17 protein-coding genes and 1 pseudogene are annotated in these 25,530 nt (G+C 70.2%); 8 read left to right on the forward strand and 10 right to left on the reverse strand.

The features are described 5' to 3' along the window. Positions 1 to 708 (reverse strand): polyprenol phosphomannose-dependent alpha 1,6 mannosyltransferase MptB (mptB, locus tag VLJ82_RS01415; RefSeq protein ID WP_408661536.1); only part of this gene is annotated, 708 nt, incomplete at its 3' end. Positions 709 to 738: 30 nt separating this feature from the next. Further along, positions 739 to 1,869: a polyprenyl synthetase family protein gene (locus VLJ82_RS01420; protein ID WP_408661537.1), complete on the reverse strand. Its 1,131-nt coding sequence runs from the start codon at positions 1,867 to 1,869 to the stop codon at positions 739 to 741. 12 nt (positions 1,870 to 1,881) lie between these two features. Here VLJ82_RS01420 and metF point away from each other — a divergent pair, with 12 nt between their 5' ends. Further along, positions 1,882 to 2,781, forward strand: a complete 900-nt coding sequence (metF, locus tag VLJ82_RS01425; RefSeq protein WP_408661538.1) for a methylenetetrahydrofolate reductase [NAD(P)H] — start codon at positions 1,882 to 1,884, stop codon at positions 2,779 to 2,781. A gap of 62 nt (positions 2,782 to 2,843) precedes the next feature. Here metF and VLJ82_RS01430 read toward each other — a convergent pair whose 3' ends face one another. From VLJ82_RS01430 to VLJ82_RS01455, 6 genes are all read right to left on the reverse strand, one after another. Beyond that, the gene (locus VLJ82_RS01430; protein ID WP_408661539.1) at positions 2,844 to 3,446 is read right to left on the reverse strand and encodes a GNAT family N-acetyltransferase; all 603 of its coding nucleotides are present in this window, start codon (positions 3,444 to 3,446) and stop codon (positions 2,844 to 2,846) included. Between the two features lie 9 nt (positions 3,447 to 3,455). Next, positions 3,456 to 3,932, reverse strand: a complete 477-nt coding sequence (locus tag VLJ82_RS01435; RefSeq protein ID WP_408661540.1) for a YbaK/EbsC family protein — start codon at positions 3,930 to 3,932, stop codon at positions 3,456 to 3,458. A 43-nt stretch (positions 3,933 to 3,975) separates the two neighbouring features. Continuing rightward, positions 3,976 to 4,683, reverse strand: coding sequence for a phosphoadenylyl-sulfate reductase (locus VLJ82_RS01440; protein WP_408661541.1), 708 nt, complete (start codon positions 4,681 to 4,683; stop codon positions 3,976 to 3,978). Positions 4,684 to 4,934: 251 nt separating this feature from the next. Beyond that, positions 4,935 to 6,593: a nitrite/sulfite reductase gene (locus tag VLJ82_RS01445; RefSeq protein WP_408661542.1), complete on the reverse strand. Its 1,659-nt coding sequence runs from the start codon at positions 6,591 to 6,593 to the stop codon at positions 4,935 to 4,937. 60 nt (positions 6,594 to 6,653) lie between these two features. Next, on the reverse strand, positions 6,654 to 6,947 hold the full coding sequence (locus VLJ82_RS01450) for a putative leader peptide (protein ID WP_408661543.1): 294 nt from the start codon (positions 6,945 to 6,947) through the stop codon (positions 6,654 to 6,656). After that, positions 6,830 to 7,570: a hypothetical protein gene (locus VLJ82_RS01455; RefSeq protein WP_408661544.1), complete on the reverse strand. Its 741-nt coding sequence runs from the start codon at positions 7,568 to 7,570 to the stop codon at positions 6,830 to 6,832. The genes VLJ82_RS01450 and VLJ82_RS01455 overlap by 118 nt, the downstream gene beginning before the upstream one ends. A gap of 100 nt (positions 7,571 to 7,670) precedes the next feature. On the opposite strand from VLJ82_RS01455, the gene VLJ82_RS01460 reads away from it, so the two are divergent. After that, the gene (locus tag VLJ82_RS01460) at positions 7,671 to 8,468 is read left to right on the forward strand and encodes a helix-turn-helix transcriptional regulator (protein WP_408661545.1); all 798 of its coding nucleotides are present in this window, start codon (positions 7,671 to 7,673) and stop codon (positions 8,466 to 8,468) included. A gap of 24 nt (positions 8,469 to 8,492) precedes the next feature. On the opposite strand, the pseudogene VLJ82_RS01465 reads toward VLJ82_RS01460, so the two are convergent. Both VLJ82_RS01465 and VLJ82_RS01470 read right to left on the reverse strand, forming a co-directional pair. Further along, positions 8,493 to 8,683 (reverse strand): annotated as a pseudogene (locus VLJ82_RS01465) (nitrite/sulfite reductase); the annotation flags it as partial. A gap of 143 nt (positions 8,684 to 8,826) precedes the next feature. Next, the gene (locus tag VLJ82_RS01470; RefSeq protein ID WP_408661546.1) at positions 8,827 to 17,505 is read right to left on the reverse strand and encodes a SpvB/TcaC N-terminal domain-containing protein; all 8,679 of its coding nucleotides are present in this window, start codon (positions 17,503 to 17,505) and stop codon (positions 8,827 to 8,829) included. 306 nt (positions 17,506 to 17,811) lie between these two features. Here VLJ82_RS01470 and VLJ82_RS01475 point away from each other — a divergent pair, with 306 nt between their 5' ends. From VLJ82_RS01475 to dinB, 6 genes are all read left to right on the forward strand, one after another. Then, on the forward strand, positions 17,812 to 20,223 hold the full coding sequence (locus VLJ82_RS01475; RefSeq protein ID WP_408661547.1) for a hydantoinase/carbamoylase family amidase: 2,412 nt from the start codon (positions 17,812 to 17,814) through the stop codon (positions 20,221 to 20,223). A gap of 10 nt (positions 20,224 to 20,233) precedes the next feature. After that, positions 20,234 to 21,406 carry a M20/M25/M40 family metallo-hydrolase gene (locus VLJ82_RS01480; RefSeq protein WP_408661548.1) on the forward strand — a complete coding sequence of 391 codons (1,173 nt, stop codon included), beginning with the start codon at positions 20,234 to 20,236 and terminating at the stop codon, positions 21,404 to 21,406. 71 nt (positions 21,407 to 21,477) lie between these two features. Beyond that, positions 21,478 to 22,674 (forward strand): uroporphyrinogen-III C-methyltransferase, encoded by a 1,197-nt coding sequence (cobA, locus tag VLJ82_RS01485; RefSeq protein WP_408661549.1) that lies wholly within the window; start codon positions 21,478 to 21,480, stop codon positions 22,672 to 22,674. Positions 22,675 to 22,832: 158 nt separating this feature from the next. Beyond that, a complete protein-coding gene (locus VLJ82_RS01490; RefSeq protein WP_408661550.1) occupies positions 22,833 to 23,234 on the forward strand; it encodes an SAV_6107 family HEPN domain-containing protein in 402 nt (133 codons plus the stop codon). 28 nt (positions 23,235 to 23,262) lie between these two features. Beyond that, entirely contained in the window at positions 23,263 to 24,048 is a 786-nt protein-coding gene (locus VLJ82_RS01495; RefSeq protein ID WP_408661551.1) for a class I SAM-dependent methyltransferase, read from the forward strand. A gap of 18 nt (positions 24,049 to 24,066) precedes the next feature. After that, positions 24,067 to 25,395, forward strand: a complete 1,329-nt coding sequence (dinB, locus tag VLJ82_RS01500; RefSeq protein WP_408661552.1) for a DNA polymerase IV — start codon at positions 24,067 to 24,069, stop codon at positions 25,393 to 25,395. Positions 25,396 to 25,530: the final 135 nt, after the last annotated feature.

Raw genomic sequence — 25,530 nt, forward strand, 5'->3', positions numbered from 1 at the left:
CAGCACCGGCAGCAGCCGGGCGGTGAGCACGATCGCGGCGAACGGCAGCAGCCGCAGCAGCAGCACGCTGATCAGCGCGTGGTTGCCGGTCAGCGCCGCCACCCACTTGGAGAACGCCACCCACAGCGGCCCGTACGGCGACGGGGTGTCGACCCACTTCCAGGCGACGTTGTCGAGGAACTTGCCGAGGTCCACGGCCGGCAGGTCGGCCGGGGTGGTGGTGTAGGGGTCCAGGCCGTGCCGGGCCAGCTGGGCCTGGGCCGCGTAGCTGTAGAGGTCGGAGCTGGCCAGCGGCATGCCGCACAGCAGCGGCACGCTCCAGCTGAGCAGCATCCGGCGCAGCCGGGCCGGCGCGACCACCTCGGTGCCGGTGGCCTGCTCGCCGCAGGTCGAGCCGGTCAGCAGCAGCCGGCCCAGCAGTAGCCAGGCGATCACCGCCACCACCAGCCCGAGGTAGTACAGCCCCAGTGCGGCGTGCAGGCCGGCCCGGCCGTGCCGCAGCAGCCCCAGCACCGGGATCAGCCGGGTTGGGTCGTTGGCGGGCAGCGCGCCGGCGCCGTAACTGCCCAGCGCGATCAGGACGGTGCCGACCAGGCCGGCCCGGCCGATCTGGGACAGTCCCCAGCCGGAGACCGGGCGTGCGAACCAGCGGAGCCGAGACGGCACCGGGGAAGGTGCCGGTAGCTGGCGCTGGACGCTAGCGGTCATGAAGCCATCGTGGCAGATGCCAGCGACACTTCAGGACGTGCGGTGCGAGGCGGCCCGGGCGAGTGCGGTCAGCGCCTGCGCGGCGTCCGGTTGCAGCCGGCCGTCGGCCAGCCGGCGGATCGCCTCGCCGGCCCGGGCGAGGATCCGCTGCTCGACCTGCTGGTGGGCACCGGTGGCGGTCAGCACCTCGCGCAGCCGGTCCACGCCGGTGCCGGACAGCTGCGGGTCGCCGATGCCGGCGCGCAGCAGCTCGCGCTGGGCGGGGTCGGCCTGCTGGTAGGCCAGCGCCACCAGCAGCGTCCGCTTGCCCTCGCGCAGGTCGTCGCCGGCCGGCTTGCCGGTCCGGGTCGGGTCGCCGAACACCCCGAGCAGGTCGTCGCGCAGCTGGAAGGCCTCGCCGACCAGCACCCCGTAGTCCGACAGCACCGAGATCAGCTCCGGGCTGCCGCCGGCCGCGGCGGCGCCGACCAGCAGCGGGCGCTGCACGGTGTACTTGCTGGTCTTGAACTCGATCACCCGCAGCGCCTCCGCCGGGTCGAAGGCACCCCGAGACTGGGCCAGCATGTCCAGGAACTGCCCGGCGACCACCTCGGTGCGCATCTGGCCGAACTGCGCGGTGGCGGCCCGGGCCCGGTCGGAGGGCAGGCAGCCGATCGCGGCGGTGAACAGCTCCTCCGACCAGGACAGCAGCAGGTCTCCCAGCAGGATCGCCCCGGCCGCGCCGAAGGACCGGGCGTTGCCCGCCCAGCCCTGCTCGCCGAGGAACCTGCCGAACCGGACGTGGGCCGCCGGCTGGCCGCGCCGGGTGTCGGAGGCGTCCATCATGTCGTCGTGCACCAGGGCGCAGGCGTGCAGCAGTTCCAGGCCGGCCGCGGCCCGGACCAGCTCGTCCTCGCCGGCGGCACCGGCCGGTGAGACGCAGCGCCAGCCCCAGTAGGCGAACGTCGGGCGCAGCCGCTTGCCGCCGTTGAGCACCGCCGCCCGGGCCACCTCGGCGAGCACGGACAGGTCAGCGGAGATGCCGGTCAGCTGGGCGGTCCGCTGGTCGAGGAAGGCCGCCAGCTCGGCCTCGACCCGGTCCGCCACCGGGACGGGCCGGTCGGTGCGGGGGGCGGGCGGGCCGAGGGAGGTCGGATCCGGGTCGGCCACAGTCGCGGACATTACCCTCAAGGCATGGCGCGTACGGTGCGGGACTGCTTCAAGGCCGGCAGGCCGACGTTCTCCTTCGAGTTCTTCCCACCGAAGACGCCGGAGGACGAACGGCTGCTGTGGACCACGATCCGGGAACTGGAGTCCCTGCATCCGGACTTCGTGTCGGTCACCTACGGTGCCGGCGGTGCCACCCGGGACCACACCATCCAGATTACCGAGCGGATCGCCAGCGACACCACGCTGCTGCCGGTGGCGCACCTGACCGCGGTCGGCCACTCGATCGCCGAGATCCGGGCCATCGTCGGCCGGCTGGCCGACGCCGGCATCTCCAACGTGCTGGCGCTGCGCGGCGACCCGCCCGGCAACCCGCTGGGGGAGTGGGTCTCGCATCCGGAGGGGCTGAGCTATGCCGGCGAACTGGTGAGCCTGCTGCGCGCGCACGGCGACTTCACCGTCGGGGTGGCCGCGTTCCCGTACAAGCACCCCCGCTCGACCACCGTCGAGCAGGACACCGACTACTTCATCGACAAGTGCCGGCGGGGCGCGGACTACGCGATCACCCAGATGTTCTTCGAGCCCGAGGTGTACCTGCGGCTGCGCGACCGGGTGGCGGCGGCCGGCTGCGACGTGCCGATCATCGCCGGGCTGATGCCGGTCACCAACATGGGCACCATCCAGCGCTCGGAGCAGTTCAGCGGTGCGCCGTTCCCGGCCGAGCTCGGCGCCCGGTTCGCCGAGATCGCGCACGACCCGAAGGCGGTACGCGAGCTGGGCATCGAGGAGACCTCGAAGCTGGCCCGCCGGCTGATCGACGAGGGCGTGCCGGGCATCCACTTCTACACCCTGAACCGGTCCCGGGCGACCCGCGAGGTGTGGGCCAACCTGACCTCCGCGGCGCTGACCGGCGGCTCGACCGGCTGAGAGCGGTCAGCCGGCGCCGGGTCGAGGGTCGCCTGCCGCCGGGGTGGTCAGCCGCCGGGTCGTCAGCCGGCCCGGCGGGGCTCGCGGGCGGCCCGTTCCGGCCCCGGCGGGAACGGCAGCCGGGCGCCCAGCACCCCGAACGGGCGGTGGTCGCCGGGAAACAGGTGGTCGCGGGCCAGGTCCTCGAAGCCCAGCCGGCGGTACAGCCGCCAGGCCCGGTTCTCACCCTCCGGGGTGGACAGCACCATCGTCCGGTGCGGCAGCCCGTCGGCCAGCGAGCGCAGCAGCCGCTCGCCGAGGCCAGCTCCCTGCGCGGGCGGCGTGACGTGCAGCTCGGACAGCTCGAAGGCGTAGCCCAGCCACTCCTGGGCACCGGCGGGAATGGCGCGCAGCACCAGGTCGTGCCACCACTGGCCGGGCATGCTGGTGTAGCCGTATCCGAAGCCGAGCATCCTGCCGTCGGCGTCGAGTGCCGCCCGGCACCGGAACGAGTCGAAGCCGGCATGCCGGAGCATGTGGGTGCCGCGCTGCGGGCCGCTGGAGGGCGGGTAGCCCATCGCGGTGACGTAGATGGCCATCGCCTCGGCCAGCCGGCCGCGGAGGGCGGAGCGCGGCACGTCGACGATGACGACCGTCGGCGCTCGGTCTCCGGTGGGCTGGGCCATCCCAGCAGATTAGGCGACTGCGACCGGCTGGGCCGACGTCAGGGCCAGCAGGTCGTCATAGCTGATCGGGAACATCGCGTGCGGGATGCCGCCGCCCGCCCAGATCTCGGAGTACTCGGCCAGCGCGGTGTCGAGCAGGGTGCGGATCGGCGCGGGGTGGCCGACCGGCGCGACCCCGCCAATGGGCTGCCCGGTGGCGGCCCGGACGAAGTCGGCGGTGGCCCGCGACAGCGAGGCGGTGCCGACCAGCGCGGCCATCTTGGCGGTGTCCACCCGGTGCGCGCCGCTGGTCAGCACCAGCAGCGGTTTCTGCTCGGCGGTGCTGAAGACCAGCGAGTTCACGATGGCGCCGACCGGCACGCCCAGCTGGCGGGCGGCGGTCACCGCGGTGGGGGCTGGCTCATCCAGGATGCGCACCCGGCCGGGCAGCCCGGCGCCGGCGAGGATCGAGTTGATGCGCACGCAGTGCGGGTGCAGGTCGGCCACGGTGGCACACCCTACGGCCGTCCGGCCGGAATGCCCGGCACGCTCAGACGTGCATGCCGCATTCGGTCCTCGACGTGCCGGCCCAGCGGCCGGCCCGGGCGTCCTCGCCGGGCAGCAGCCGGCGGGTGCACGGGGCGCACCCGATCGAGCCGTAGCCCTCGGACAGCAACGGGTTGACCAGCAGGCCGTGCTCGTCGATGTAGGCCTGGACGTCGGCGTCGGTCCAGGCCGCGATCGGGTTGAGCTTGACCAGGCCGTGCTTGGCGTCCCACTCGACCACCCGGGTGCCGGCCCGGCCGGCCGAGTCGGCCCGGCGCAGTCCGGACGCCCACGCCCGGTACGGCATCAGCGCCCGGTTCAGCGGCTCGACCTTGCGCATCGCGCAGCAGGCGTCGGGATCCCGCTGGTGCAGCCGGGGACCGAACCGGGCGTCCTGCTCGGCGACGGTGCGCAGCGGCAGTATCGTGCGCACCGAGACCGGCAGGGTGGCCGCGACCGCGTCGCGCATGCCGATGGTCTCGGCGAAGTGGTAGCCGGTGTCGAGGAAGATCACGTCCACGCCGGGCAGCACCTCCGATGCCAGGTGGGACAGCACGGTGTCGGCCATCGAGGACGCGACGCACCAGTCCGAGCCGAACTGTGCCACGGCCCACCGCAGGATCTCGGTCGCCGAGGCGGACTCGAGCTGCTCGCCGGCCCGTTCGGCCAGCAGCCGCAGCTCATCGGTGGAGGTTTGCGAATCAACGCTCATGTCAGGTGGTTCCCTTGCTGAGGCTGTGCGGGATCCGGCCCGGGCGGACGCACCTGCGCCGTCCAGTCAGCCGCGATTCCCAGATATCTCAAGGCGAAAACCCGTTGGCAGGCACCGCAGCGCCACTGCCCGTGGGTTTCGCCGAAGGGTCGGAGGTCTTCCTCTGCGCAGTACGGGCAGTGGAACGGTGCCGCGCGCTCAGTCATCGCGCACCGCTGTCCACTGTCCGACCGGCTCCGAAGGAGCCGGGGTCACAGCAGCCAGTCCTCGTCGGCGCGGCTGACGTACCCGGCGAACGACTCGCCTTCGGTACGCCGCTCGAGGTAGCCGGTCAGGATCCGCTCGACGTAGTCCGGGGCCTGCTCGGCGGTCACCTTCAGGCCGCGGAACTTGCGGCCGAACGCGGCCTGGCTGCCGAGCTGGCCGCCCAGATGCACCTGGAACGCCTCGGCGTCGGCGAACGAGCCGTCCTCGGCCTTCACCTTCTGCACGATGCCCTTGAAGCCGATGTCGGCGACCTGGAACCGGGCGCAGGAGTTGGGGCAGCCGTTGACGTTGATCGTGATCGGCGTGTCGAAGTCGGGCATTCGGCGTTCGAGCTCGGTCCGGATGGTCTCGGCCCGGCCCTTGGTCTCGACCAGGGCCAGCTTGCAGAACTCGATGCCGGTGCAGGCGATGGTGCCGCGGTGGAACGTGGTGGGGCGGGCCGACAGGTCGAGTTGCCCAAGGCCGTCCACCACCGCGCCGGTAGCTTCGGCGGGCACGTCCAGCACCACCAGCCCCTGCTGGGCGGTGGTGCGTACCCGGCCGCTGCCGACCGACTCGGCCAGGGCCGCCACCCGGGTCAGGGCGGTGCCGCTGGTGCGCCCGGACGGGGTGGTGGCACCGACGGCGTAGTTGCCGTCGGCCTGGGCGATCACGCCGATGTGGTCGCGGTGCGGCGGTGAGGCGTCCGGCGCCGGCCCGTCCGGCAGCTTGCGGTGGAGGTACTCCTCCTGCAGCACGTCGCGGAACTTGTCGGTGCCCCAGTCGGCGAGCAGGAACTTCAGCCGGGCGTGGTTGCGCGAGCGCCGGTAGCCGTAGTCGCGGAAGATGCCGGCCACCCCGGCCCACACCTCGGCCACCTCGTCCGGCTGGACGAACACCCCGAGCCGCCGGGCGAACATCGGGTTGGTGGACAGCCCCCCGCCGACCCACAGGTCGAAGCCCGGCGTGCCGTCGGCGTCGTGGACTCCGACGAAGGCCACGTCGTTGATCTCGTGGTTGACGCAGTGCTGGGCACAGCCGGAGATCGAGGTCTTGAACTTGCGCGGCAGGTTGGAGAAGGCCGGATCGCCCAGGTAGCGCTCGATGGTCTCGGCCAGCGCGTTCGTGGCGTCCGCGACGGCATCGGCCGCGACCCCTTCCAGCGGGCAGCTGAGCATCACCCGCGGGGTGTCGCCGCACGCCTCGGTGGTGCTGAGCCCGACCGCTTCGAGCTGTTCCCAGATGGTGGGAACGTCCTCGATGCGAATCCAGTGCAGCTGGACGTTCTGCCGGTCGGTGATGTCGGCGAGATCCCGGCCGTAGCGGGTGGCGATGTCGCCGACCACCCGCAACTGCTCGGTGGACAGCCGCCCGCCGTCGATCCGGATCCGCAGCATGAAGTAGCGGTCCTCGAGCTCTTCGGGCTCCAGGATCGCCGTCCGGCCGCCCGGGATGCCCTGGGCGCGCTGGGTGTAGAGGCCGTACCAGCGGAACCGGCCGCGCAGGTCACCGGGGTCGATGCCGTCGAAGCCGGTGTGCTGGTAGATGTCGATGATCCGCTGCTTGACCAGCAGACCGTCGTTGTCGCGTTTACTGCGTTCGTTGGGGTTCAGAGGCTCCCGGTAGCCCAGCGCCCACTGACCCTGTCCCTTGCCCGCTGCCATTGCCGGCGTTTCCCTTCGAGATTGCCCCCCGCTCGGGCTGAGAATCTGGTGAAGGGAAGATCAACAGGTCGCGCCGGCCACCCGAAGCAGATCGATGTGGCGGCGCGAGGTCAGGAGCAGGTCTCGGCGCACCCGTCCATGGTTCCACACCCGGTGCCTCTGGAACAACGTCGCACTGCTCACCCGGCCGGGCTTTACCGCAGGATGACGTGCTGGGCCCGGTTGCGGCCTGCCGGTCAGCGGCTGATGCTCCAGGTTGCGGTGTAGATGGAGTTGCTGCCGCAGCCGGAGGCGGAGTCGATGCCCGGGTGGTAGGTGGTGTGCGTGTACGCGCCGCGCGCGGTGTTGGCCCACAGTTGCGAGCCCTTGAACGCCGGCTGCTCGGCCGCCACCGGCCCGTCGCAGTCGGCGGTGAGCAACCCGGTCAGTTCACCGACCAGCCAGCCGGCGAGCAGGCCCAACACGGTGCCGACCACCGGCATCAGGTCCGAGCCGATCTCGGCGCCGACCGCGGCCCCGACGGCCGAGGTGGCCGCCTTGGCACCGGCCGAGGCGAGCGCCGAGCCGGCTCCGGTGAGGATCTTGTTGACGTCCTGCCAGCTCTGGTGGCCACTGTTGAGGATCACGTAGTTCATCGCGACGCCGACGTTCGGGTCGCTGATGGGGATCGGGCCGATGCTGAGGCCGATCGGGTAGCTGCCGTTGTTGACGTTCCCCAGATCCTTGATCACCGTGGTGGGGGTGCCGTTCGGGCCGACCGCGACGGTGAGGCTGGCCTTGTCCGAGTCCAGGTGCGCGGACCGGGTGTTGAGCACCTGCATGCTCACCAGCCGGAAGGTGTAGGACGCGGGCTGGAACGGTGGGATGGGCGGTGGCGGCACCGGGCGTGGGAACGGCAGGTGCGGGATCGGGTAGGGCCCGTCCTCTCCGATCAGCTCATTGATGGCTCGATGCTCGGGTGCCGGGGTCTCGGCCATGTGGTCTCCCTTTCTCGAGGTCAGGCAGTCCGGCCGATGGTCACAAGGCACGAAATACTAAGCAATACGTACTTTTGCGTAGACGAATAGTTAGGCTGTCGTGGTGTTGGCCGATAGCCAGGACATGGCACCTCGCGGTGAGCTGCGCGCCGAAGACCTCCGCAGGGCACTCGACCTGATCGGGGCCCTGCATGAGGCAACCGATCCGGGCGTACTGAGTCACCAGCTGGTGCTGCGGTTGCGATCGGTGCTCCCGGCCGACCTGGCCAGCTACCGGGATATCGACAGCACCGGTGCCACCGTCGGTGGCCACGCCTGGAGCCCGGAGCCGGCCGGCGGCTCGGCTGTGATCCGGGCCTTCGACCAGGTGCGGCACCAGCACCCGATGCTTGCCGATCTCATGGCTACCGGAGATCCGCGCTCGCGGCGGCTGTCGGACTTCCAGTCGCTCTCCGAACTGCGGAGGCTGGCGCTGTGGCACGAGGTGCTTCGGCCACTGGGCGTCCGCCGGCAGCTGATGTTCGCGGTGCGCCCGGCGCCGGGCCGGCTGGCAGATGTCGTCGTCAGCCGGCGGGCCGCTGACTTCTCCGACCGGGAGCTGGCGGTTGCCGAGCTGCTGCGGTCGCACCTGGCGGCCGCCTTCGACCATGCCCGGCTGCGTGCGCGGTTCGCCGACCGGCCCGATCTGCCGGCGCTGACTTCTCGCGAGCGGGAGATCTTGGCGTTGCTGGCCGGCGGCCGGTCCAATCGCGAGATCGCCCGGGTGCTGTTCATCCGACCGCGCACCGTGGACAAGCATGTGGAGAACCTGCTGGCCAAGCTGAGGGTGCACAGCCGGACCGAGGCAGCCGCGATCTACTTCGCCGCGGGCGGCTCGCGTGCACCCCGCATAGGTTGATTCCTACACTGCAGTCCGAAAGTGTCCCTGCCCTCGTTGGGTGTAGAGGCCATACCAGCGGAACCGGCCGCGCAGGTCACCGGGTCGATGCCGTCGAAGCTGGTGTGCTGGTAGATGTCGATGATCCGCTGCTTGACCAGCAGACCGTCGTTGTCGCGTTTACTGCGTTCGTTGGGGTTCAGAGGCTTCCGGTAGCCCAGCGCCCACTGACCCATGGCTGCTGCGCGTTAGAAACCATCAAATAGACCCCAAGTGTAGTGAAGTGCGGAGTTCCGGAGCTGACTCGAAAGGTGGATGTGTATATGCATGTTCGTGAGAGGACTAATGTAGTACCTGCCATCTCGCCCAGAATATGCGCTCATTGCTTGTCGCCTGCTGGCGGCCATGTAAACCAAGGACGAATGTCGTTCTCCGCATCTAGTCCATCTTCGAGTTCGACATGGACGTGTTCGGCGTGACGTTCAGTGCCGCGGTATGGAGTGGGGGTCCAAGGTGCGTAGACTTCGTGAGTTACCTTGTCTACGTGTTCTCTGCTCCACCACTTTGTGCCATTGAAGATGACCGCATATACCCGCGGATCGTGTCGGTCGACAATCTGTTTCGCGAGCCAATCCCCACTCAGTGTGTGTGTGTTTTTTACCATCGGCTGATCAGAACTCCCCGGAATTGCATAGACATCAAAGGCGTGGATCACCCCTTTGGCGTCCGGCACGTGCCAGGTCTGCCCCAAGAGACCTAACTTCAGGTGGTGGCCGTTGGGGTCGCCCTTACCCTCTCCGGGATGGTATCGATCCGGGAAGGCTTCGTAGAGTTGGTCATGGAGAACCATGAGTGACGGCGCAAGGTGCCACATAGAACGCGGAGGATAGTGCGCTAGGCATGACGCAGGGCACTCGCCAGCCGTGGGGTCAGCTGATCTTGCCGGCTTGCGACCATCCGGGTCGGTCTTGGTGAGTGGATTGGCGTCTGCATAGTCGTACAGATTGAGGAAGGTGGGAGCGGCGACGTCCGGTTCGGCGGCTTCGGCCTTCTTCGGTAGCTTGGCAAGGTTCTCGCCCAGCGCCGGGTCCGGGCTCTGCCATACCGAAGTACGCGCGTCGTAGTACCGAGCCCCGAAGTAGTAGAGCTGGGTTTCCTCGTCCAGTTCCTTGCCGGCGAACTCGTACGCGGTGTTGAAGCCGGGGTTTTGCTGGCTGTTGCTCTTCTCCTCGACCCAACTCTCGCCGGACGGGAAGTACTCCAGGTGCTCGTAAAGCTTGCCGGCGGCGTCGGTGACGTAGTTGGTGCTGGACAGATGGTCGGAGTGGAAGTAGAAGCTGTCCTTCTCGAAGGAGTGGTCCTTCACTAGCTTGGACGCCACCCGGGTGGTGCCGATGAAGACGTGCTTGGTGCCGATCTGGCCGTTGCTGCGGACGGTGAAGTACTGGTTGACGTAGTCGGTTTCCTCCTTCGGGCTTCGCTTGATCACCCGTTGGCCGGCGTCGTCGTACTTGTAGTCCTGTTCATTGCCGTTGTCGGTGACGCTCTGGATCCGGTTCTCCTCGTCCCAGACGATGGTTCGCCGCTGTCCGTTGCCGTCGTCGGTCCAGCCGTTCTGGTTGCCGTCGAGGTCGTAGGTGTAGGTCTGGGTGCCGATGTGCGACGGGGCGTGCGGCTGGGCGCCGGTGTAGGCGTAGGCCAGCGAGTAGGTGGTCTTGCCCTGGGTGACCGGCGTGCCGGAGCCCTGCACGATGGTGTTGGTCTGGTTCTTGGCCGTGATGTTGTGCAGGTTGTCGTAGCTCATCGCGTAGCTGTACTTATTGGTCTTGTCCGGCGAGAAGCTGTAGGACCCAGACGCACTTGTCAACCGGTCCAGGTCGTCGTAGTTGAAGGTCTGCGACGACGGGCCACCGAGAGTCGGCGACGGTGGTACCGCGATGCTGTTGGCGACCGCGGTGACGTTGCCGACGTTGTCGTAGGAATAGCCGAGGTTCTCGAAGTTGCCGAGGTTCTGCTTGTTGGGACTGAGCAGTGGCCCGGCCACCTGGTTGCTGAGCCGGTCCATCACCGGGTCGTAGGTGTAGCGAGTCTGGACACCGTTGCCGTCCTCGACGAACGCCTGCTGGCCGAACTTGTCGTACTCCACCCGATTGACGTAGTGGTAGCTGTCGCTGCCCTTCACCCCGGATGCGGCACGCACCATGCCACCCGAGTCATAGGCGTAGGTCAGCACCTCGCCGTCCGGGTAGGTCATGTTCTGCATCCGCCCGAACGTGTCGTACAGGTAGGACGTGGTGTAGGTCTTCGGCGAGCTGCCGGTGTATCCGACGACCGTCCGGACCTCCTTGGTGGTCTCACCCAGCTTGCCGTAGTAGCGGTCCTCACTGCCCGCTTGGTCCACCACATGGGTGATCCGGCCGGCCCGGTTGTCACTGGCCCCCGGCGCGCCGTAGGTGTAGCTGACGTTGTTGGCCGGGAACCGCGGGTAGCTGATCGTCTTCAGCCGCTCGAAGTCGTAGTCGTAGGTGATCTGCTGGCCGGTCGCGGCCAGGTTCGCGGTGATCTTCTGGTCCGGGTTGGACGCGAGGTCGTAGTGGGTGATGGTCTTGCCGGTGTCGGGGTTGTCCACGACGGTGCGCTGGCCGAGGCCGTCGAAACTCTGCCGGGTGACGTTGTTGCTGTTGTCGGTGACCTTGGTCAGCTGCCCCAACGGGTCGTAGCCGTAGCTGGTCCAGATGGTCTGCTGCGTGCCGCCGGTGGAGTGGAACTCCTTCAGGCTTACCAATTCCTCGCGGACATCGCGGTAGTAGGACTTCTGGTGAGTGTTGGCGTCGGTCACCGTCTGCTGGAACTGCCAGGTGCCGTAACGGTCGAGGCCGAAGCCGTAGGCGTTGGCGGTCGCGGTGTTGTCCGGGAACGTCGTCTTGGTGACCCGGTCGAGGACGTCGTAGGAAGACTTGGTCGGTGCGACCGTGTCGACGCCGGTGTTGAACGTGCCCGCGGTGCCGAGCGGCTCGGTGATCGGGTAGCGCACCGCGGTCTGCCGGCCGAATGCGTCGTAGCTGACGGCTCCGCTGACCGTCATCACGTCTTGGCCGCCGGCAGTGCCGTTGTAGACCGTGGAATCCTTCTTGGTCTGGATCTGTCGAGCCACACCGTCGATGAACACCACCGTGTCGATCGTGTCGGTCGGGCTGCGGAACTTGTCCAGGTGCCGGGTGATGGCCCACGGCGTGGCCGCCTCGGGGTGGTACTCGAAGGTGACCGTCGCCGGACCGCCACCCTGCTCGTACGGGCCGGTGACGCTGGTCTGGCGGCCGAACTCGTCGTAGCCGAAGCTTTCGACGTTGTTGTTCTCATCTTTCTGGGTCAGCACGGTGCCGAATCGAAGCTCATGGGTCGCGGACGAGGTCAACCCGTAGCTGTCGCTGATCTGCTCGACGTAGGTCTGCACCACCGAGTCGTAACCGTAGGTCTCGGTGTAGCGCTGGCCGTTGTCGTTCGGCGGGTTGGTCACCGTGCGGATGTTGCCGTCGGCGTTGTAGCTGAGGTCGGTGACCGCGACCCTGCCGTCCTCCAGGGACTGCCGCACCTGCGTGACATCGCCGGTGGCACAGTCCACGTCCGACTCGCGCCGGCGCATCTCGGTGCCACTGCCGGTGACGACGATGGAGTTCGCCGCCCGCACATGGGTGGTGGGGCAGGAGGTGTAGCCCACGTTCGCGATCACATCGTCGGCCGAGCCGACGTCACCTTGACCGGTCTCACCGAGGTCGGTGTAGACGTCGATGCCGCCGTAACTGTCGTAGTGGTTGGTGGTCGCCGTGCTCTTGACCGCTGTCGAGCCGCCTTCGTTGAACCGCTCGTCGGTGCGGGTCAACATCGGGAAGATGGTCGCGCTGGTGCTGGTGCCGTCGGCCGGCTCAGCCCCGCTGTTGACGTCGCGCAGCACATAGGTGTTCTGGGTGTCGGCGAACAGACCGCCGCTGGCGTCGTAGGTGCGCTCCCGCAACGACAGGCCGTGGGTGTAGTAGCTGTCGGTCGCGAAGTCGCGGACCACCTTGCGGTAAAGGGCATTGCTGTTGGCGGTGTCGAGCTGCTGCTGGCTGACCTGGCTGTAGCCGTAGAACTCCCGCTCCAGCCTGCTGTAGACGCCACCGGAGTAGGTGTACGTGGTTGCCTGGGTGTCCGCTCCGTCGCCGGAGTGCCCGTCGTTGACGGTGACCGTGGCCAGCACCCAGCGGGAGGTCGGGTTGGCGGTGGTGTTGCCGTCGCGGGTGTAGTCCACGGTGAAGGAGGCGCCCAGCGGCCGGGCCACCGACTTGAGCAGGTTGGTGCGCCCGGTCCGGTTGTGGGCGACCTTGAGGGTGCCGTCGCCGGAGCTGGCCAGGTGGTCGAGGTAGCCGTCCCCGTCGATGTCGCGCAGGCTGGCCTCGTCCCGGGACATGGACTGCGAGGAGTCGGCCCCGGGGTTGAGGATCACGAAGCAACCGGTGCCACACAGCGGGCCGATGCCGATGGTGAAGTAGGCGCCGGCGCCGTAGCCGGTGTTGCCGCTGCACAGTCGCGCGTGGCCCCAGTCGATGTTGGCGAGCCCCACGCTGGTGTCGTCGGAGCAGGCGCCGTCGATCGCGCCGTTCCAGGCGACGGGTACGGCAAAGCCGTCGCCGGTGTTCAATGCCACCTGCATGCCGCTGCTGCCGCCGGGCAGCACCCGGTCCGCCAGGCCGTCGCCGTTGACGTCTTCCAGGGTGTCACTGGTCTGGGACTTGTCCTTGGTCAGCGACAGTCCGCCGCCGAATTCGTAGATGCCGTCGTTGAAGCCGAGGGTCGGACCGACCGAACCGTTCTCGCTGGCTCCGTTGTTGATCGTCGCGCTGCCCCATGGTTCGGCGGCGGCGAAGCCGTAGCCGAGGTTGAGCGCCACCATCAGGGTCGAGCCGTTCCGGCTGACCACGTCGGGCAGTCCGTCACCGTTGACGTCGAGCAGGTCGTGATTCGGCTTGGACGAGCCCTTGCCCAGCGACGCCGAGAGGCCCAGCTCCACCATCTGGCTGCCGGTCTTGTTGCCGCGCGCCGGCGCCTGGTCGGCGGTGTCCACCTCGCCACGGCCGTTGGCCGCGAAGTGCGCCGGGCTGCCACCCACGTCGACATTGGTTGCCGAGGCGTCGCTGTCCCGCGGACTGCCGAGCCCGGACACCGCCCGGCTGCTCGCGTCCAGGCCGCCGGTGGCGGTGGTGTACTGCACCTTGCCGTTGCTGACGATGTCGGGGAACCGGTCACCGTTCAGGTCGAGGAAGTCCACGTCGCTGGCGGTGTTGCCGGTCGAGGTCGAACCGGACAGGTAGGACACCCCGGCGCCGACCGCGTCCTGACTGGTGTGGCTGAGCCGGGATACCCCTCGGGCACCGGCAAGATCGCTCGCGGCCGGCACTCCGATGCTGTCCAGGCCCTCGCGCGAGCTGCTCATCGTGGACGCCTTGACCCAGGCGGAGTCGTCCGCGCCGCGCCAGGACTTGTCGTCGGAGTAGGGCAGGAACGGGTACGCCTTCGCGGTGCGTGGGTCGTAGGTCGAGTTCGAGCTGAACGCCTGGTTCAGGTCGGTCTCGACCACGGGCTGGCCGGCCCGCGCCCCCGCGCCGTTGTAGCCCACGTAGGTCCACCCCCGGTACGGCGCCGCGAGCAGGCCCTGGGTAGCGGGGCCGTACAGCGCGTTGGGCACGGTGACCACCGTTCCGGTCGCTCGGGTGACCGTCACCTTGGTGGAGGTGATCTTGGACATCAGCGCGGGGTCGGTGACGGAGAAGTCGAAGTACAGCAGGTCACCGGCGGTGGCGAAGATCGAGAACGAGCAGGTGCCGGGGGTGCCGTTTGAGATGCTGACGGTGCACCGGGCCGCGACGTTCTTGTTGCGCTTGATGGTGAAGCTGACCTTGCCGGTGGTGCCGGCCGCCACGGTGAGGGTGGGGTTCACCTTGTCGCTCTCGGTGGCCGGAGCCGTCCACGGCTTCTGCGGCGCGGTGAGGTTGGTGGCGTAGCCGTCGATGCCGAAGGGCGGATGCAGCTGGATCAGCGGCTTGCCGGAGCTGTCGTTGACCGAGCTGACGTCCGGCGAGCTGAGGTAGTACAGGGTGGGCGACCAGCTCAGCTTGCTCAGGTCGACCGGCGTGCTGGAGGTGATGCTCAACGCGATGGTGTCCTGCTTGGCCACGGCGATATCGGTCTGGGTGGTGGTGTCCCCGGTACCGGCGGCAGCGATGGGCCAGCTAGCGGCCACCTGGCCGTTCTTGGTGACCTGCACGGTCAGGCTGTCGCTGAGGGAGGCGCTCTTGTGCAGCACGCCGGTCAGCCGCACGGTGCCGTTGAACGGTGCCTGCACGTAGCTGCCGCTGCGCCCAGCCATGGTGAAGTCCGCCGAAGCCTGGTAGCGGTAGGCATCCAGCCCGTTGGCATCGGGTGAAGCGGCCAACGCCGCCCCGGTGCTGGCGTTCACGTACTGGATCACCGGATCCCAGGCCACCTGGTCGTAGGCGCCGTCGGACTGGGATCCGACCCGGAAGTACAGCCGATCACCCTTGGCGACCGTGATCGCAGCCACCCCGGTCGGCGTCTTGGTCGTGTAATCGGTGGCACCGATCGAGGTCGACCAGAGTTCGGCGGTGTTCTTCTGGATGGCCACCCGGACGCCGTCGGCGCCGGTGTAGGCGGCCCGGGCCGCACTGGTGTCCTGGATCAGCGCCACCGTCCCGGTGACCTTCACGGTGCCGGCATAGGGCGCGGTCCAGCGGCGCAACACGTCGACCGGCGGGTTGTTGCTGTCCTGCTGGGCCTTGATCGCGGAGTAGTCCTGCACCAGCCCGCTGGAGTCAAGGGCTCCCGAGCCGATCGGCACCGGGGTGTCGTTGCTGTCGGTGGTGAAGGTCGGCACCCCGTTGGCGTCGAGGTGGTTGAACAGCACGGTGCCGTCGGTGACCAGATCGGTCAGGCCGTCGCCGTTGACGTCGCTGAAGTAGGTGGTGTCTTCGGTGAAGGTGTCACTGTGGTTGGTGAAGGCATTGACGGTGGTGTAGACCTCCGGGCCGAAGGAGGTCATGTCCGCCTTCTCCTTGGCGATGCCCGGCAGGGTCGGGGTTGCCACCGGAGAGCCGAAGTCGGTGGAGCCGTCCGGGCCGGAGGTGTTGAACCGGACCGAGATCCCGTTGCCGGACTTGAACACCTTGTCGGGCAGGTCGTCGCCGTTGAGGTCGACCAGGGCGAGCTGGCCGTCGGTGCTGGTGTGGGTGAAGCCGACCTTGCCACCGGCGCTGCCGTACTTGAGCGGCTTGGTCGGGTTGAACCCGGCATAGAGGTGGCCGCCGGTGGTGGTGGACAGCGAGCCGGACAGCGCGCTGGCCTTGCCGTGGCCGAGCAGTCCGGCGTCGACGCCGTCGGCACCCACCGTCCAGTTCACCGGGGGCGCGAAGGCGTTGTAGTTGCCGGAGGAGTCGCGGATGTCGTCGTAGTAGCTGAAGGTGTGGGTGCCGAGCGCGGTGTTGTTCGCACCGCGCTGGGTGACCGAGGCCAGCAGCTTCTTCCCGAACGCACCGGTGGTGTAGGCCAGGTCGTAGCTGCGCACCGGCTGGCCCTGGAACCCAACCTCGATACGGGACAGCAGCTCGGCGGTGACCATCTTGAACCCACCGCGCGCGTCGATCACCACATCCGCACGACGGGTGTAGTTCGCGAGTTCGCTGTCGCGCACGAACGTCACCGTGTACGGGCCGGCGGTGCTGCCCGAGCGGGTGTAGTCGATGCTGCGCGGGTAGAGCTGCCGACCCGGCACGGTGCCGCCGGCCACCCCGACGTCAGACACGGTCTGGTAGTCGTAGTGCACCGCGTTGCCGTGCAGGTCCCGACTCTCGCGCAGCGCCCACCGGAAGATGTTGCCGGCATCGTCGGCGAGCCGGGCCGCGGCCACCGGGCCACTTTCCGGGTCACCGCCGTAGAAGGACCGGGTGCCCTCCTTGTCCGTCACCTCCCACCAATAGTTGCTGGGCAGGCTGCCGTGCCGCACGATGGCGTTGAAGCCACCCTCGATCCGGGTGTGGAACGTCTTCTCCGCGGTGCGTGCCTGTGGCGTCCCGCGGTTGGCGAGCGGGGTCAGCTGCTGGTCGCCGACCAGATAGGTCTCGGTCTCATTCCCCGCGTCATAGCGCGGCACCCCCCACCGGGTGTCGATGGAGACACTCGGCACCGACAGGTCCCAGCCGACGCCGAGCCAGCCGTTGCCGGCGGCCGAGGAGTAGCTGAGCTGCAGCGACGGCGCCATGTCCTGCCGCCCCTTGGGCAGGTCGATCGGGTAGGAGAGCTTCGCATCACCGGAGCTGTTGCCCTGCGGCGGAGCGATCAGATCGACCCCGGCCGACGGGTCGCCGCCCTTGAGGTCCTTGATGCTGGTCGGGTTGAACGACACGTTCTCCGGGTGGTCCGGCACCGTCACAGTGGCCGCGATGAAGTTCGAGAAATGGGTGGACAGGCTCTCCACCTGGTCGGTCGTCTGGTTCAGGGTGTCCCGTTGCAGCGGCACCCACTGGCCCTGGGTGGAGTCGTCGGAGTAGTAGATCTGCACATCCTGCTCGGTCAAGCCAGCCGGGATCAGCGAGGCGTCGTACGGCACCGTGATGTGCAGGTCGTCGCCGAAGGTCATGTGTGGCGCGAACTGGTAGCCGTCCCGCGGGCCGTCCGTCACGTTGGTCATGCCCTGGTCCAGCGGTGGCAGGTCCGAGGTGCACACCGACGCCGCATCGATCGTGGTCGGCGAGGTCACCGCCGCCGGTGGCACCTCCACCGTCGCCGCGTCCTGCTGGATCACCGTCGTCACACCGGGGTTGGCCGTGGTCGTGCTCGGCGGCGGCAGCGAGCTGCCGGTGCAGGCCGGGTCCACCGCCACCGCGGCAGGAAGGTGCCCGGAGAGCACCGGCGGTACGCCGGTCACCATGGAGACGAGCAGGGCCAGCACCGTGACGACCCGAAGCCACCGGGAGCGGATCAGCGTGGGCAGGAGATTCCGAGCGGCCATGACGCCCTCCAGCGCAGTCAACCTGCAGCCAGGCGTGGCTCACAGCGGCGCGTCACAGCAGACGCGCAGGCTCCGAAGGGCTCACGGAGCGGCGTCGGTACAGGTTGGGAATTATTTGGTAATACGGGACGGATCTGTCCGATCTAACATCGGACAGACGTACTTAGGCAAGGGTTAAGAGGATAAATTATTCGTACATGATCTAACTGGCACTATTCGGGCTGATCAGTCATCATGCGGCCGCCGTGGATCAGCGGGGGTCCCATTCCGCTGGACCGGCCTGACCCAGCCGCATACGTTACGAGCGTGACCGCGCTGCACTCCTCGACCTGGCTCGCTCCGAGCACCTCGCGAGCCTGGCGGGCTCCGGCCCTCGACGCCAGCCCGGTCGACTTCCACCGCGGCCTGCCCGGCTACCAGCCGAGTCCGTTGGTCGAGGCGCCGGGACTGGCCGCCGAGCTCGGCGTCGGCCGGGTGCTGGTCAAGGACGAGTCGAACCGGTTCGGCCTGCCGGCGTTCAAGATCCTCGGCGCGTCCTGGGCGGTCGAGCGCGCGCTGAGCGACCGCGCGGATGTGACAGCACTGGTGGCCGCCACCGACGGCAACCACGGCCGGGCGGTGGCCCGGCTCGCCGCCCGGCGCGGGCTGGCCGCCCGGATCTTCGTGCCGGCCGGCGTCCACCCGGTCGCGGTTGCCGCGATAGCCGACGAGGGCGCGACGGTGACCACGGTCGGGCACTCCTACGACGCGGCGGTGGACGCGGCCGTCGCCCACGCCGAGCGCACCGGGGCGTTGCTGGTGCAGGACACCGCCTGGCCCGGTTATGAAGAGATCCCGGCGTGGATCGTCGCCGGCTACACCACCCTGTTCGTCGAGCTGGACGAGCAGTTGGGCGACATAGCCCCCGACCTGCTGGTGATCCCGGTCGGGGTCGGCTCGCTGGCCCAGGCCGCGATCGGCCACTACCGGCGGCCAGGCATCCAGAGCCCACCGGCCCTGCTGTCCGTCGAACCCGACCGGGCCGCCTGCGTGCTGGCCAGCCTGCGGCAGGACGCGCTGACCAGCATTCCCACCTCACCGACCGTGATGGCGGGGCTGTGCTGCGAAACCCCGTCCGGGGCCGCCTGGCCCTACCTGCGCAACGGCCTGGACGCCGCCGTCGCGGTGACCGATCCCGACGCCGTCGCCGCCGCCGGTGACCTGGCCGGCGCCGGAGTGCCCAGCGGCCCGTGCGGCGCGGCCACCCTGGCGGCGGCCCGGCTGGCGCTCGGCAGCCCGGAGCTCCGCACGCACCTCCAGGTCAGCGCCGATGCCACCGTGGTACTGCTGTCCACCGAGAGCAGCACCGCCAACCCCGAGCGCGGCACCCGACCCGAGCGCGGCAGGGCCCGACCCGAGCGCGACAGCACTCGACCCAAGCGCGACAGGACCAGCTCGACCACGAACCACTGGAGATCCCCGATGACCGAATCAGTGCTGGCGATCAACGGCGACCGGCTGTGGCGGTCGCTGATGGAACTGGCCGAGATCGGCGCCTATGACGACGAGCGCACCGGGCTGCGCGGCGTCAACCGGCTGGCCCTGACCGACGCCGACGCCGCCGGGCGCCGGCTGGTGATCGGCTGGCTGGCCGAGGCCGGCCTGGACATCCGGATCGACCCGATGGGCAACATCATCGCCCGCCGGGCTGGCACCGATCCCGGCGCGGCACCCGTCGTCACCGGCTCGCACCTAGACAGCGTCGCCACCGCCGGAGCCTTCGACGGCTGCCTCGGCGTGCTGGGCGGCCTGGAAGTGGTCCGCACCCTGAACGAGCGCGGCATCAGCACCCGGCGACCGCTCGAGGTGGTGGTGTTCACCGAGGAGGAGGGCGTCCGGTTCGGCGTCGACATGCTCGGCAGCGCCGTGGCTGCCGGCCGGGTTCCGCTAGAGGTCGCGCACGACCTGACCGACCGCGACGGGATTCGGCTGGGCGCGGAGCTGCGGCGTACCGGGTTCGCCGGCGACGGCCCGGCCCGGTTCGACCCGCCGCACGCCTACGTCGAATGCCACATCGAGCAGGGCCCGGTGCTGGCCCGGGCCGGGCTGACCGTCGGCGTGGTCACCGGGGTGCAGGGCATCTCCTGGCAGCAGGTCACCATCACCGGCCGGGCCGCGCACGCCGGCACCACCCCCACGGAACTGCGTGCCGATGCCGGCATTCCAGCCGCTCGGATCGTCCTGCGGCTGCGCGAGATGGTCGACTCCGGCGACTACGGCGACCTGCGCGCCACCGTCGGCCATCTGGCCGTGCACCCCGACCTGACCAACATCGTGCCGGCCCGCGCGGAGCTGACGGTCGACCTGCGCAATCCCGACGACGAGCAGATGGCCCGGGCCGAGGCCGATCTCGCCGATTACCTCGACAGCCTGGGCGGATCCGGCATCAGTGTGGACACCCGGCGGATGGCCAAGACCAGGCACGTGCCCTTCGACGACCGGATCCAGAAGGTGATCGCCGCGGCGGCCGACGACCACGGCCTGGAGCACCAGTCGCTGCTGTCCGGCGCCGGCCACGACGCCCAGGAGATGGCCGCCATCTGCCCCGCCGCCATGATCTTCGTCCGGGGCGAGTACGACGGCATCAGCCACAACCCGCGCGAGTACTCCACCCCGGAGGCATGCGCCCGGGGGATCGACGTGCTGGCCACCACCCTGGTCCGGCTCGCCGACGAGTGAGGCCGACTCGGTGACCCCGACAACGGATCCGCGTACCCAGGATGCGGTCGCGCTGACCGCCGACCTGGTCGGCATCGACTCGGTCAACCCGAGCCTGGTGCCGGGTGCCGCCGGTGAGCACGCGATCGCGGAGTTCGTGCGCGACTGGGCCGCCGGCTGCGGTCTGGACTCCCGGACGGTCTTTGGTCCGGACGGCCGCCCCAGCGTGCTGGTGCGCGGTGGCGCCGGCCGGCACGGACGCACCCTGCTGCTGTGCGGTCACCTCGACACCGTGGGCCACGGCACCATGCGCGATCCGCTGGCCGCCACCCGCGACGGCGGCCGGCTCCACGGCCGGGGCAGCTACGACATGAAGGCGGGGCTCGCCGCCGCGCTGGTGGCCTGCCGGGAGGCCGCCGCGGCCGGGATCGGTGGTCAGGTGCTGGTCGCCGCCGTCGCCGACGAGGAGCATTCCAGCACCGGCGTCCAGGCCGTCCTGAACTGGTTGCGGGCCGAGCAGATCGTGCCCGACGCCGCCGTGGTGACCGAGCCCACCGAGACCGATGTCGCCGTGGCGCACAAGGGATTCGTCTGGACCGAGATCGAGGTGATCGGCCGGGCTGCGCACGGCTCCCGCCCGCAGCTGGGCATCGACGCGATCAGCCGGATGGGCCCGGTGCTGGTGGCGCTCGACCGGTTCGACCGCGAACTGGCCCGCCGGCCACCGCATCCGCTGCTGGGCTCCAGCAGCCTGCACGCCTCGCTGATCAGCGGCGGGGCCGAGGCCTCCACCATTCCGGAGCTGTGCACCCTCACCGTGGAGCGCCGCACCCTGCCCGGCCAGACCGTCGGTGAGGTGGAGGCCGACATCGCCCGGCTGCTCGACCGGTGTGCTGCCGACCAGCCCGACCTGGTCACCCGCACCCGGACCCTGCTGGCCCGCCAGCCGTTGCAGACCCGGGCCGACGAGCCGATCGTGACGATGCTGACCGAGGTCGCCAGCCGCATCGACGGCCGGCCGCGCACCCCGTCCGGGCTCAGCTACTGGGCGGACTCCGCCTTCCTCGCCGCGGCCGGCATCCCGACCGTGCTGTTCGGCCCGCGCGGCGAGGGCGCCCATGCCGAGGTGGAATGGGTGGAGATCGCCAGCGTGCACGCCTGTGCCGAGGTGTTGACGGCGCTGGCCCGCGACTTCAGCGCCTGACCGCCGAGCCCGGACGGCGTCAGCCAGGCGGGGATGTCGCGACCGGCCAGCCGTGGGGGGAGACTGCACCGGTGACCGGTGTGCCGATTCTGCTCGACCTGCTCGGGCGGCGGGTCGTGCTGGTCGGCGGCGGCGCGGTGGCAGCCCGCCGGGGAAGGACCTTCGCCGAGGCCGGCGCCGACGTGCTGGTGATTGCCCCCGAGGTGGTCGGAGAGCTGGCCGAGCTCTCGGGGGTGCGGCTGCTGCGCCGGCGCTACCAGCCCGGCGACCTGGCGCAGGCCTGGCTGGCGGTGGCCGCGACCGACGACCCGGACACCAACAGCGCGGTCGCCGAGGAGGCCGCCGCCGGGAGGATCTTCTGCATCCGTGCCGACCAGGCCGACGCCGGCACCGCCCGGATGCCGGCCGTCCTGCGCCGCGGCGAGCTGACCGTGTCGGTGAACGCCGGCCGCGACCCGCGCCGGGCCGCCGGGCTGCGCGACCTGATCGCCGCCGCGCTCGACACCGGTGCGCTGGTCAGCCGGCCGGTACGCCCGCCCGGCGCCGGCAGCGTCGCGCTGGTCGGCGGCGGGCCGGGCGACCCGGAACTGATCACCGTCCGGGGCCGCCGGTTGCTGCTGGAGGCCGACGTGGTGGTCACCGACCGGCTGGCGCCCCGGTCATTGCTGGACGCCCTGGACCCGCAGGTGGAGATCATCGACTGCGGCAAGTCCGCGCACCGGCACAACCTCACCCAGGACGAGATCAACGCGGTGATCGTCGACCGGGCCCGGCAGGGCAGGCGGGTGGTCCGGCTCAAGGGCGGCGACCCGTTCGTGTTCGGCCGGGGCGGCGAGGAGATGGCCGCCTGCGTGGCCGCGGGGATCGACGTGCAGGTGGTGCCGGGCATCACCTCGGCGATCGCGGCTCCGGCGGTGGCCGGCATTCCGGTGACCCACCGAGGCCTGGCCGCCGACTTCGCGGTGGTGTCGGGGCACCGTGACCCCGGCCGCGCCGAGGCCGGCTGGAACTGGGCGGAGCTGGCGACCGGGCCCGCGACGCTGGTGGTGCTGATGGGCATGGAGGGACTGGCCGGCATCGCCGCCGAGCTGATCGAGCACGGCCGGCCGGCCGACACCCCCGCCGCGGCCATCCACCAGGCCACCCTGCCCGGCCAGCGGGTGGTGCGCTCGACGCTGGCTGGGCTCGCCGCCGAGGTGCGCCGGGCCGGGGTAGGTGCCCCGGCGGTGGTGGTGATCGGAGCCGTGGCGGCGCTCGGCAGCGACTGAGGCCGTGTTGTCAGAGGGTGTCTCTAGCCTGCGGGTATGGCCTTCTTCGTTGCCTCCCGACTCGCGGTTCCGGGTACTGGACAGCTGCCCGGACCGTGCTACTGTTCGAACATACTTTCGAATGCTTGCTCGTACCAGCCCAGCGAGGGGAGCCCGGCATGACCAGTCCGCTGCCGGCCAGCGTGGAGTCGTTGCTGTCCCAGGCCAAGACCACCTGGGCCGAGGCCGTCCTGGAACCCCGGGCCACCGAGAAGTACCGGTCGGCCCACCTCGCCGCGCTGCGGGCCGCGGCCGCCGTGCTGGCACTGCGGGCCCGACCGGTGTCGGCCAGCCGGCGCCGGCCCACCAGCGCCTGGGTGCTGCTCGAGGCGGTGGCCCCGGAGCTGTCGGAGTGGACGCTGTACTTCGCCGACAGCGCCCGGCGCCGGGCCGCCATCGAGGCCGGGGTCACCAGCGTGGTCTCCGAGCGGGACGCCGACGACCTGCTGCGCGCGGCCGGTGAGTTCATCGCGATCGTCGAGCGGATGGTCGGCGGGCTGGTGCTCGGAGTCGCCAGTTGATCTCTGGCCCGGGCTAGTGTCTGTACTCGTGGCTAGCGATGCGGCGGAACTGGCAGCGGGAGGCAGCCGGCTGGCCGGCCCCGCCGGCTCCGCCGAGCCCGGCTGGCCTCCGCACGGTCGCTCGCCGCTGCTCTGGGCCGGCCTCCGGCGGATCGTGCAGGAGCACCAGCAGGACCGCACGGCACCCCGGGTGCTGGACTGCGGCGGTGGTTCGGGCGGCCTGGCGGTGCCGCTGGCCGTCCATGGCGCGGTGGTCACCGTGGTGGACGTCAGCGTCGACGCGCTGGCCACCCTGACCCGGCGGGCGGCCGAGGCCGGGGTGTCCGACCGGGTCACCGCAGTCCAGGGGGACGCGGAGTTCCTCGCCGACCTGGTGCCGGCCGGCGCCTTCGACCTGGTGCTCGCCCACGACGTGCTCGAGGACGTACCCGACCCGGTGCTGGTGCTGCGCCAGGTCGCCGAGGTGCTGCGGCCCGGTGGGATGCTCAGCGTGGTGGCGGCCAACCCGGTGGCCGGCGTGCTGGCCAGGGCGCTGGCCGGCGACCTGGCCGGTGCGCTGGTGGCGCTGTCCCGGCCGGCCGGCCCGGACGACACCGTGGGAACGCTGACCGCCCAGTGCCGGGCAGCGGGCCTGGAGGTGCGGTCGGTCGAGGGACTGGGCGTGTTCACCGACCTGGTGCCGGGCATCGAGCTGGACCGTCCCGGTGCCCTGGCCACGCTGGCCGACCTGGAGTCGGCGGTCGCCGGCCGGCCGCCCTACCGCGACATCGCCGCCCGGCTGCACCTGCAGGCCCGCCGGCCGGCGGCCGGCTAGGCCGGGCGGAGACGGGTCATGGGGCGAAGCGCGGACCTGCCCCGGTCCTCCGGCGAGATCGACGGCGACGACACCGGCTGCCACGTCCTGCACGTCGACATGGACGCCTTCTTCGCTAGCGTCGAGATCCGGGCCCGGCCGGAACTGCGCGGCCTGCCGGTGGTGGTCGGCGGCACCGGCGGGCGCGGGGTGGTGATGGCCGCCTCCTACCCGGCCCGCGTCTACGGCGTGCGCAGCGCGATGCCGATGGGCCAGGCGCTGCGGCTGTGCCCGCAGCTGATCGTGGTGACGCCGGACCGCAAGGCCTACGTCGAGGCCTCCAGCGCGATCATGCGGATCTTCACCGACATCACCCCGCTGGTCGAGCCGTTGTCGCTGGACGAGGCCTTCCTCGACGTCTCCGGGGCGGTGGGCCTGTTCGGCCGGCCCGCCGACATCGCCCGCCGGATCCGGCGCCGGGTGGCCGAGGAGCACCAGCTGACCTGCTCGGTGGGCATCGCCCCGGTCAAGTCGGTGGCCAAGCTGGCGTCCGGCAGCTGCAAGCCGGACGGGCTGCGGGTGGTGAGCCGGGCGGGGCTGCTCGACTTCCTGCACCCGCTGCCGGTGACGGCGCTGTGGGGGGTGGGGCAGCGCACCGCCGAGGAGCTGCGGCGGCTGGGCATCCGGACGGTGGGGGAGCTGGCCGCCACCAGCCCGGACACCCTGCGCCGGACGGTCGGCGCCGCCTCGGCCGACCACCTGCACGCGCTGGCCAACGGCCACGACGAGCGGGCGGTGAACCCGGACACAGTGGAGAAGTCGATCTCCACCGACCGGACGCTGGACACCGACCTGCTGACCGAGGAGGAGGTGTGCCGCGAGCTGTTGCGCGGCTCCGGCGAGGTGGCCGAGCGGCTGCGGCACTCCGGCTGGGTGGCGCGCACCGTGGGCATCAAGATCAGGTTCGCCGACTTCACCACGGTGACCCGGGTGCGCACCCTGGCCGAGCCCACCGACGCGGCGACGGTGATCTACGCCGAGACGGTGAAGCTGTACCGCTCGCTCGCCCTGGACCGGCCGCGAATCCGGCTGGTCGGGGTCAAGGCCGAGAAATTGCGTCCGGCCGGCGAGGCCACCCAGCTCGCCCTGGACCTCTTCTCCGACCAGCGGCCGGCCAGCACCTCGGCCGGCACCTCGGCCAGCACCTCGGCTGACAGAGTCATCGACGCGCTGACCGCCAGATTCGGCAAACAGGTGGTGGGACCGGCGTCGCTGCTCGGCAAGCAGGCCGACGGCACGGCGGTGGGCGGTTTCAACCGCTCGATGGACCGTTCCGGCCGGCGGACGCCTGCCGGAGATAACGAATGATCACGGCACGCAGAGCAATCCTTGTAGACAACTTTCGCACTAACATTTCGGCTCGTATGCTCGATGGTGTGTTCCAACAGCTGCTACGGCGCTGATGGACGGTCTGTAACGGTTCACTACATAGCGACAGGGATT

It is taken from the genome of Jatrophihabitans sp. (assembly GCF_035474675.1).
Classification (GTDB): domain Bacteria; phylum Actinomycetota; class Actinomycetes; order Mycobacteriales; family Jatrophihabitantaceae; genus Jatrophihabitans_A.

What these genes read in the sequence shown, in the direction of transcription:
- VLJ82_RS01445 (WP_408661542.1), bottom strand. Translation starts at nt 6,593, where the DNA reads ATGGCAGCGGGCAAGGGACAGGGTCAGTGGGCGCTGGGCTACCGGGAG.
- VLJ82_RS01470 (WP_408661546.1), bottom strand. Translation starts at nt 17,505, where the DNA reads ATGGCCGCTCGGAATCTCCTGCCCACGCTGATCCGCTCCCGGTGGCTT.
- VLJ82_RS01440 (WP_408661541.1), bottom strand. Translation starts at nt 4,683, where the DNA reads ATGAGCGTTGATTCGCAAACCTCCACCGATGAGCTGCGGCTGCTGGCC.
- VLJ82_RS01455 (WP_408661544.1), bottom strand. Translation starts at nt 7,570, where the DNA reads ATGGCCGAGACCCCGGCACCCGAGCATCGAGCCATCAATGAGCTGATC.
- VLJ82_RS01430 (WP_408661539.1), bottom strand. Translation starts at nt 3,446, where the DNA reads ATGGCCCAGCCCACCGGAGACCGAGCGCCGACGGTCGTCATCGTCGAC.
- dinB (WP_408661552.1), top strand. Translation starts at nt 24,067, where the DNA reads ATGGGGCGAAGCGCGGACCTGCCCCGGTCCTCCGGCGAGATCGACGGC.
- metF (WP_408661538.1), top strand. Translation starts at nt 1,882, where the DNA reads ATGGCGCGTACGGTGCGGGACTGCTTCAAGGCCGGCAGGCCGACGTTC.
- VLJ82_RS01490 (WP_408661550.1), top strand. Translation starts at nt 22,833, where the DNA reads ATGACCAGTCCGCTGCCGGCCAGCGTGGAGTCGTTGCTGTCCCAGGCC.
- VLJ82_RS01420 (WP_408661537.1), bottom strand. Translation starts at nt 1,869, where the DNA reads ATGTCCGCGACTGTGGCCGACCCGGATCCGACCTCCCTCGGCCCGCCC.